Annotated in this window: 10 protein-coding genes; 5 read left to right on the top strand and 5 right to left on the bottom strand. The window is 72.3% G+C overall.

Features of this window, described 5'->3' with window-relative positions; genetic code table 11:
* A partial coding sequence (locus tag AB0C29_RS22525; protein WP_360823220.1) for a WD40 repeat domain-containing protein occupies positions 1-1043 on the top strand: 1043 nt, incomplete at its 5' end.
* A 17-nt stretch (positions 1044-1060) separates the two neighbouring features.
* Here AB0C29_RS22525 and AB0C29_RS22520 read toward each other — a convergent pair.
* Positions 1061-1405, bottom strand: coding sequence for a VOC family protein (locus AB0C29_RS22520; protein WP_360823217.1), 345 nt, complete (start codon positions 1403-1405; stop codon positions 1061-1063).
* Between the two features lie 194 nt (positions 1406-1599).
* Between AB0C29_RS22520 and AB0C29_RS22515 the strand changes: the two genes are divergently transcribed.
* From AB0C29_RS22515 to AB0C29_RS22505, 3 genes are read left to right on the top strand one after another with little or no spacing between them, the layout of a single operon-like run.
* Positions 1600-2133: an HPP family protein gene (locus tag AB0C29_RS22515; RefSeq protein ID WP_360823215.1), complete on the top strand. Its 534-nt coding sequence runs from the start codon at positions 1600-1602 to the stop codon at positions 2131-2133.
* On the top strand, positions 2126-4564 hold the full coding sequence (locus tag AB0C29_RS22510; protein WP_360823212.1) for a molybdopterin oxidoreductase family protein: 2439 nt from the start codon (positions 2126-2128) through the stop codon (positions 4562-4564). Before AB0C29_RS22515 ends, AB0C29_RS22510 begins: the two co-directional genes overlap by 8 nt.
* Before the next feature lie 3 nt (positions 4565-4567).
* Positions 4568-5026: a hypothetical protein gene (locus AB0C29_RS22505; RefSeq protein WP_360823210.1), complete on the top strand. Its 459-nt coding sequence runs from the start codon at positions 4568-4570 to the stop codon at positions 5024-5026.
* A gap of 7 nt (positions 5027-5033) precedes the next feature.
* Here the strand turns inward: AB0C29_RS22505 and AB0C29_RS22500 are convergent, their stop codons facing one another.
* From AB0C29_RS22500 to AB0C29_RS22490, 3 genes are all read right to left on the bottom strand, one after another.
* Entirely contained in the window at positions 5034-5555 is a 522-nt protein-coding gene (locus tag AB0C29_RS22500; protein WP_360823223.1) for a DUF2267 domain-containing protein, read from the bottom strand.
* Between the two features lie 68 nt (positions 5556-5623).
* Positions 5624-6031: a four-helix bundle copper-binding protein gene (locus tag AB0C29_RS22495; protein ID WP_360823207.1), complete on the bottom strand. Its 408-nt coding sequence runs from the start codon at positions 6029-6031 to the stop codon at positions 5624-5626.
* Positions 6032-6082: 51 nt separating this feature from the next.
* Positions 6083-6328: a Rieske 2Fe-2S domain-containing protein gene (locus tag AB0C29_RS22490; RefSeq protein WP_360823204.1), complete on the bottom strand. Its 246-nt coding sequence runs from the start codon at positions 6326-6328 to the stop codon at positions 6083-6085.
* On the opposite strand from AB0C29_RS22490, the gene AB0C29_RS22485 reads away from it, so the two are divergent.
* Positions 6327-6791 carry a hypothetical protein gene (locus AB0C29_RS22485; protein ID WP_360552776.1) on the top strand — a complete coding sequence of 155 codons (465 nt, stop codon included), beginning with the start codon at positions 6327-6329 and terminating at the stop codon, positions 6789-6791. The genes AB0C29_RS22490 and AB0C29_RS22485 overlap by 2 nt on opposite strands.
* Here the strand turns inward: AB0C29_RS22485 and AB0C29_RS22480 are convergent.
* A partial coding sequence (locus AB0C29_RS22480; protein ID WP_360823201.1) for a tetratricopeptide repeat protein occupies positions 6754-8224 on the bottom strand: 1471 nt, incomplete at its 5' end. The genes AB0C29_RS22485 and AB0C29_RS22480 overlap by 38 nt on opposite strands.

Raw genomic sequence — 8224 nt, 5'->3', positions numbered from 1 at the left:
CCGAGCGGCACGGCGAACCGGTCGTGGTGTCCCACGCGGCGAGCGGCCCACCGCGCCTGTGGCGACTGCGCGCACCGGCTGCGAGCAGCGGACACACCGACGCCGTCCACACCGTCGCGGCCGGCCGGTGGCAGGGCCACCCGGTGTTCGCCTCCGGTGGCGCCGACCGGACCGTGCGCCTGTGGGATGCGGCCACCGGTCAGGCCCTCGGCCCGGCGCTCATCGAGCATGCCGCGGAGGTCACGCACGTCGCCTTCACCGGGCCGGACCGCGACATCCTGGTCACCGGCGACCGGAACGGGGTGGTGTTGCGCTGGCAGGTCCACGCCGGCGTTCCTCGCAGCGAGCCGCTGGCCCGGCTGGGCGAGCGGATCGCCGGGATCAGCCCGGCCGAGGTGGGCGGTCGCGCGGTGGTGGGGATCGGGACCGCGGACGGTGTCCTGCGGATCTGGGACGCCGGGACGAGTGACCCCGTTGCCGAGTTGCGCACCGGCGCCGGCCTGCGAGTCAGCCGCACGGACCTGGGCGTGCTGGACGGGCGGCTCGTCGCCCTGACGATCGGGGGCGACAGCCCGGCGCTGACTCTGTGGGACGTGGCCACCGGCGAACCGCTGTACGAGCCCATGGCCGTGCCGGAGGAGTGCGAGGTCGGGACGCTGGCGATGCTGGACGGGCGGCTCGTGGTGGTCCAGGGGATCGACGCTTTCGCCGGCGGCGCGGGGTACCACCCGGAGGAGGCCGCCGATGTCCAGGTGATCGACGTCGCCACCCGTACGGTGCTCAGCCGGCACCGGTCGAAGCGGGGATGGAGCTACCGGGCGACGTTTGCGGGCGCCCTCGTGCTGGTCACGGCCGAGGACTGGGTCGTCGGGGTGAACGCGTACGGGACCGGCGGACCCGGCGAGTTCCGGTACGACGGGCACCGCGAGTTCGTGAGCTGCGTGGCCACCGCCGACGTCGCCGGGCGCACGATCGTGGCCTCCGGCGACCGCGGCAACGCCCTGCACTTCTGGGACCTGGACACCCGCGAACGCCTCCGCTGAGGCCGCTGCCCGGCCCCTCAGAGCTCGCCGGCCGCCCGGCGGATCAGGCAGAACTCGTTGCCCTCCGGATCACGCAGCACGACCAGCGAATCGTCGCCCGGATCGTCCAGGTCGCCGGCGGGCGACGCGCCGAGCTCCAGCGCGCGGCGGCGAGCCGCGTCCACGTCGTGCACGCCGATGTCGAGGTGCAGGCGGACCTTGCCGGCCTTCTCCTCCGGTACGGGCTGGAACACCAGCTCCGGTGTCCCGGTGGCGGGCCGGGTGAGCGCGACGTACCGGCTCTCCCGGGGCCTGACCTGCAGTCCGAGCAGGTCGGCCCAGAACCGGGCCAGCCGCACCGGATCGGCGCAGTCGATCGTCACGGACGTCACCCAGGCTTCCCCGGACATGGCCGGCCCTCCCGCCGCTGCCGCACGGTCTCTCTGCCCCGTCCATCCTCGTCGCTGTCCGAAGATCCGGCGACCTGAGCTCTTCCAAAGCGCACGACTATCCGGATCTCAACGGGGTAGTCGGTCCGGCCGGGACCGCGGATCGCGTCAGGACAGGACGGCGGAGCGTGACGGACATACGGCGGTGGGTGCGGGTGTTCTTCGGCAGCGTGCTGGCGCTGACGGTGGCCGGGCTGGTCGCCGCGCTCACGCACCAGCCGTGGCTGTTCCCCAGCCTGGGCCCGGCGGTGATGCTCCACGTCGAGAAGCCGCTCTCGCCCGAGTCGTCGCCGCGCAACACCCTGATCGGGCATGCGGTCGCGTTGCTGGCCGGATACGCGCTGCTGGCCGCCTGCGGTCTGACCGGGCACCCCTCGGTGCTGCGGGAGGGAGTGAGCGCGCCGCGGATCGTGGCGGCGGCCGGGTCGCTGGCCGTGACCGCCGTCGTGCTGCTGGTGCTGCTGGCCTCGCATCCACCGGCGGGCGCGACGACGCTCATCGTGAGCCTCGGCCTGCTGCACACGCCGGTCCAGCTCGTGATCGCCATGGCGAGCGTGATCCTGGTGACCGTGGTGGACTGGCTGTTCAACCGGGCGACCGGGCAGGCGGTGCCGGTCTGGTCACCCGTACCGGAGCGTCGTCTGGAGGTGGACCATGGTTGACCGGATCGCTGAGCCGTGGGGGCCGCGCACGCCGTACGGGCCGGGGCAGGCCTGGCCGGTGCGCGTCGACACTTTCCTCGACGGTGAGCTCACCGAGGCCGACGTCGACGCCTGGTGGCAGAGTGCCTCGGTGCTGCACGCCAACGGCGATGCCATGGACATCGCCGTCAAGGACGGGCGGATCGCCGGGGTCCGCGGCCGGGCGGTCGACCGGATCAACCACGGTCGTCTCGACCCCAAGGACCTGTACGGCTGGCAGGCCAACAACAGCAGCGACCGGCTGACCCGGCCCCTGGTCCGCGAGGGCGGCAGACTGGTCGAGAGTGACTGGGACACCGCCATGGGCCGCATCGTCGAGCGGTCGCGGCAGCTGCTCGACGGCCCGGGCGGGTGGGGGCACTTCGGCTTCTACACCTCCGGCCAGCTGTTCCTGGAGGAGTACTACACGCTCGCGGTGATCGGCAAGGCCGGCCTCGGCACCCCGCACATGGACGGCAATACCCGGCTGTGCACCGCTACCGCCGCCGCGGCGCTCAAGGCCAGCTTCGGCGCCGACGGCCAGCCCGGCTCGTACACCGATGTCGACTCCTGCGACGCGATCGCCCTGTGGGGGCACAACGTCGCCGAGACACAGACCGTGTTGTGGAGCCGCATGCTGGATCGTCGCCGCGGGCCCAACCCGCCCGCGATGCTGGCGGTCGACCCCCGGGCCACCCCGGTCGCCCGGGAGGCCGACGTGCACCTGGCGGTGCGGGCCGGCACGAACGTGGCCCTGGTCAACGGCCTGCTGCGCGAGATCATCCAGCGCGGCTGGTACGACCGGGCGTACGTCGACGCGCACACCATCGGCTTCGACGAGCTCTGCGCGACCGTCGACAGGTATCCGCTGGACCGCGTCGCCCGGATCTGCGATGTGCCGGTGGCACGGCTGGAACGCGCCGCGGAGCTGCTGGGCACCTCCCAGCGGCTGCTGTCGACCGTGCTGCAGGGCGTCTACCAGTCCAACCAGGCGACCGCCGCCGCGTGCGGGGTCAACAATCTGCACCTGATCCGCGGCATGATCGGCCGGCCGGGCGCCGGGCTCTACCAGATGAACGGCCAGCCGACCGCGCAGAACACCCGCGAGACCGGTGCCGACGGCGACCTGCCCGGGCTGCGCAACTGGAACAACGAGGAGCACATCGAGCAGCTCGCGCGGCTCTGGAACGTCGAGCCCGGCATGATCCCGCACTGGGCCCCGCCGACCCATGCCATGCAGATCTTCCGGTACGCCGAACAGGGCTCCGTCAAGCTGCTGTGGATCTCGGCCACGAACCCGGCGGTGTCGCTGCCCGAGCTGGCCCGGATCCGGCGCATCCTGGCCGCCCCGGAGCTGTTCGTCGTGGTGCAGGACCTGTTCCTGACGGAGACCGCCGAGCTGGCCGACGTGGTCCTGCCCGCTGCCACCTGGGGCGAGAAGCTGGGCACCTTCACCAACGCCGACCGGACCGTGCACCTGAGCGAGAAGGCCGTGGACCCGCCCGGTCAGGCCCGGGCCGACCTGGACATCTTCCTCGACTACGCGCGCCGGATGGACTTCCGCGACCGTGACGGCATTCCGCTGATCACATGGCAGGGGCCCGAGGACGTGTTCGAGGCCTGGAAGAAGTGCTCGGCCGGGCGCCCGTGCGACTACACCGGCATCACCTACGGCAAGCTGCGCGGCGGCAGCGGCATCCAGTGGCCGTGCGACGACGCCCACCCGGAGGGCACCGAGCGCCTCTACACCGACGGCGTCTTCGCCACCGATCCCGCCTACTGCGAGACGTACGGCCAGGACCTGGCCACCGGCGCCGAGTTCACCGAGGACGAGTACCGGGCCAAGGAGCCGGCCGGGCGGGCGTTCCTGCACGCCGTCGACCACCAGCCCTCACCCGAGGTCACCAGCGACGACTACCCGCTGCTGCTGACCACCGGCCGTACGGTGTACCAGTTCCACACCCGCACCAAGACCGGCCGTACCCCGCAGCTCGACGCGGCCGCGCCCGACGCCTGGGTGGAGCTGAACGCCGGCGACGCCGCCCGGCTCGGCATCGCCGAAGGCGACGTCGTCGGCATCTCGTCGCCGCGCGGCGCGATCCAGGTCCGGGCCCGGATCGGCCGGGTACGGCCCGGCGTGGTCTTCGTGCCGTTCCACTACGGCTACTTCGACGTCGACCCCGCCGACCGGACGCCCCGGGCCGCGAACGAGCTGACCCTCACCGCCTGGGACCCCGTCTCCAAACAACCGATCTTCAAGGTCGCCGCGGTACGCGTGGCCAAGCTCGCGGACGGCGGCGGCATCCCGGCCCCGGCCCCGACCGTCGGCGGCAGCGCACCACTCGACAGCACCGTGCCCGCCACGACCGGCGGTCCCGCGGCGGAGGCGACCGCACGAACCGAGGGGGACTGACCGATGCACCTGGCCCACTACCTCGGACTCCTGCACCGGGCCCAGAGCAACCTGGCCGACGCCTTCCGGCAGGTGGCCACGGCGCATGCCGCCGAGCCCGACATCTTCCACCTGTGCCGGCAACAGGCCCTCGTCTGCGACCGCCACGCCGAGAAGCTGCAACCGTTCGCCCGGCGCTACTCCGAGGAGGCGCCGGAGGAACCCGACCGGCTGCACTCGGAGCTGTTCGGCGGCACCCGTACCGGTGGCATCGGCCTGCTGCGCGACCTGCAGGACCTGTACCTGATGGCCGCCGAGTGCGACATCTGCTGGACGGTCGTCGGCCAGGCAGCGCGCGGCGCCCGCGACGACGACCTGCGCCAGGTCGTGCAGGACTGCGAGGGTGAGACCGCGATGCAGCTCAAATGGCTCCGGACGCGCATGAAGGCCGCCGCGCCGCAGGCGCTGGTGGTCGCCGACTGAACGAGGCTCAGCTCGCGTGGTGGCGTTGCCGCCGGGCGGGCACCGCGGGCCGGTCGGCCGTCTCTTCGTTGACACGGACCGGTGCTCCGAGGCTGAGGTTGGTGACCGCCGAACCCAGCCTGCGCACCAGGTGCCGGTGCCGGTGGGCCGGATCCTCGGATCGGGCGGACAGCAGCGGGCGCAGGTCGGCGGGAAGCGACGCGGCCAGCCCGGCCGGGGTGGTGCCGCGGCAGTAGGCGTTGAGCTGCTCGAGGGTCACGCGGGTGTAGAAGGCGGCGTCCGGCTCGCTGATGTGCAGCTCATCGGCGACCTCGCGGATGAGCTGCTGAGCCGAGCCGGTTTCGTGCCGGCGCTCGGTCGAGCCGAGACGGACCTCGGCCGGAAGCTGCCCGGCCAGGCCCCGGTACGCCGGGTCGGGAAGGACGTTCCGCAGTGCGTGCATGACGGCTCGGACGACACGTCTGGCGTGGTTGCGGCCGTACAGGCGAGCCCGTATCCGAACCTCGGTCACCAGGTCGTCCCGATGCATGTTCACCGTCTTTCCGATACGCGCTGGGTGAGCCGCTTACCCCGCGTACGGCGCTTCAAACGCCGTCCTCAGCTCATCGTGGCTAGCAGGTCCCGGCAGGCCTGCTCGCACGCGCGGCAGGCGTCGGCGCAGATCCGGCAGTGCTCGTGCATCTCCGCGTGGTTCGCGCACTCGTCACCGCAGGAGCGGCACGCGACGATGCAGGCCTGCAGCAAGGTACGGCTGATGGTCGCGTCGTACCCGGTGTGCCGCGACAGCACCCGGGCAGTCGTCGCGCAGATGTCGGCGCAGTCCAGATTGGTACGGATGCACTTGGTCAGCTCGGCGACCATGTCCTCGCTGAGGCAGGCGTCGGCGCATGCGGTGCACGCCTCGCTGCAGGAGGTCAGCGCGTCGACGGCGGCCGCGAGCCTGGCCCGGTCCAGATTGATCGACTTCGGGTAGGCGTCCAGCATGGGCATGGTGGTTGTCGTCATGGGCGCCCGGCTACCCGCCTTCCGCGGATCCATGCACCTCCGTCGAACCGATCAGGCATGTCCCGGTGTTCCAGGGGGCGGGTCGGCCGGGCCCTGCCGGACCGAGCCGTCGACGCCGAACCGTGAGCCGTGGCAGGGGCATTCCCAGGCGGTCTCCGCGTCGTTGAAGTGGACGATGCAGCCGAGGTGGGCGCAGCAGGCCGAGGAGATACCGGCTGCGGCTTCGGCGCGGATCCCGTCGAGCCCGTCGGGCGACCCGGCGTTTGTCCCGGCACAACGCGGGTAGGCGACCGGCATGGGACTTGGCATACTCTCCGGCGCCGCCGCGGGGGCCGCGGGATCGACCGCGCTCAACGCCGCGACCTACGTCGACATGATCGTGCGGGGCCGTCCGGCGAGCAGCACGCCGGAAGAAACGATCGAGGCCATCGACGACCGGACCGCGGGTTCGATCCCCGGCGAGGGCGAGACCCGCGACAACCGGGTCAGCGGGATCGGCTCGCTGTCCGGCATCGTCACCGGTGTGGCGGTGGGCGCGCTGTTCGGCGTGCTGCGGCAGGCCGGGGTACGGCCACACCCACTGCTGGGCGCGGCCCTGACCGGGCTCACCGTCATGGCGTTCACCGACGGGACCATGGCCAAGCTCGGCGTCAGCGATCTGCGGCAACTGGGCGTCTCCGACTGGGTCGCCGACCTGCTGCCGCATCTGACGTACGGAGCCGTCACGTGGAGCGTGCTGGCGGCCCTCCAGGACGATTGAAGTTGGCCTGGTAGAGGCGTACCAGGTGGGCGGCTTCCCGGTCGCGGCCGGCCTTGCGCAGCATGATGTGCAGCTTGCGACAGGCGACCGCCACCGCCGGCGTCACGGCTTGTCGCGCCACCGGATGCAGCCCGGGGAGCACGTCCAGGCCCTCACGGACCGCCGACACGGCCTCGGTGAGACCCGACGCGCCACGGTCCAGGTTCACGAGGGCGTAGTTGCACAGCAGCTGCACCAGCTGGTGGGCGTCCGCCGGTGACCCCTGCCGGGCCGCGGCCACCGCCTCGCGCATGACGGGCAGGGCCGCGCCGGCCCGGCCGAGGCCGATGAGGCACACGGCCAGCGAGTTGAGGCAGATGGCCAGCTCGACCTGGTGCACGCTGGTTCCCTGAGCCGCGATCCGGCGCCTGATCACCACCGCCTGTTCGAGCAGCGGCAGGCTTTCCTTGTTACGGCCGGCTTCGCCGAGGGACGTGCCCAGGTTGGTCAGGGCCTCGGCCATCAGCCGTTCATGAGCGGCCGCGACGTCCGGTGGCAGGTTCCGCAGGACGGCCAGCGCCTCGGTGGCGGCCACCAGCGACTGGTCGAGCATGTCGTTCTCGACGTAGCGCAGCCCCAGGTTGTTGAGCGCCTGGGCGAGGTGGGGCAGGTGCGCCTGCGGGCGCCGGGCGGCCAGTGCGCGGAAGATCGAGACGGCGATCCGGCTGTGGCCGAGGGCCTGCGGGTGCCGGCCGAGCTGGGCCAGGCGCAGGCCGACGCTGTCGCTGAGGACGGCGTACCGGAACTCGTACGCGTCCGGGTCCCGCGACGCGAGCTCGCGCAGGTGGCCGACGCCCTCCTCGGCGGCCCGCAGCGCGTCCTCGACCCGCCCGAGGTCCGAGAGGACCGCGGCGTAGGTGTTGAGCGTGGTGGCCAGGTCGCCCCGGTAACGGTCCGGGTGTTTCGCGGCGAGGTCGCGGTAGAGGACCAGGGACTGCTCCACGAGGGTCAGGCCGTCGGTGAGCCGGCCGAGGCCGGTCACGGCCGCACCCAGATTGGCGGCGGTCATGGCCAGGTCGTCGGCTTCACCGTCCGGGTTGGTCCGCCACCGTCGCTGAAAGATCTCGTGGGCTTCGACCAGCAAGCCCATCCCGTCGGCGGGCCGGCCGTGATCGCGGTACCGCACGGAGAGGTTGTTCAGGGCCGTGGCGAGCGCGCCCTCGTACCGCTCGGGGTTGTCCCGGGCGAGGTCCCGCAGCAACGCCACATGGTGTTCACCGGCCACGACGGCCTCCTGATGGCGACCCAGCTCGGACAGGGCGAGGCCCTGAACGGCGACCGCCGCGACGTAGCCCACCAGGTACGTGTCCCGGTTCTGCTCGACCAGGTGCTCGAAGACGCTCACCGCCTCCTCGGCGTCGGCCAGGGCTTCCTCGTGCCGGCCCTGCTCCCGC

This window comes from Actinoplanes sp. NPDC048791 (assembly GCF_040650095.1).
GTDB lineage: Bacteria > Actinomycetota > Actinomycetes > Mycobacteriales > Micromonosporaceae > Actinoplanes.
This window is presented reverse-complemented; position numbering and strand designations above follow the sequence as displayed.

Excerpts from the sequence above, each read along its gene's own strand:
- AB0C29_RS22505 (WP_360823210.1), top strand. The coding sequence starts at position 4,568 with ATGCACCTGGCCCACTACCTCGGACTCCTGCACCGGGCCCAGAGCAAC.
- AB0C29_RS22490 (WP_360823204.1), bottom strand. The coding sequence starts at position 6,328 with ATGCCGGTCGCCTACCCGCGTTGTGCCGGGACAAACGCCGGGTCGCCC.
- AB0C29_RS22500 (WP_360823223.1), bottom strand. The coding sequence starts at position 5,555 with ATGCATCGGGACGACCTGGTGACCGAGGTTCGGATACGGGCTCGCCTG.
- AB0C29_RS22510 (WP_360823212.1), top strand. The coding sequence starts at position 2,126 with ATGGTTGACCGGATCGCTGAGCCGTGGGGGCCGCGCACGCCGTACGGG.
- AB0C29_RS22495 (WP_360823207.1), bottom strand. The coding sequence starts at position 6,031 with ATGACGACAACCACCATGCCCATGCTGGACGCCTACCCGAAGTCGATC.
- AB0C29_RS22485 (WP_360552776.1), top strand. The coding sequence starts at position 6,327 with ATGGGACTTGGCATACTCTCCGGCGCCGCCGCGGGGGCCGCGGGATCG.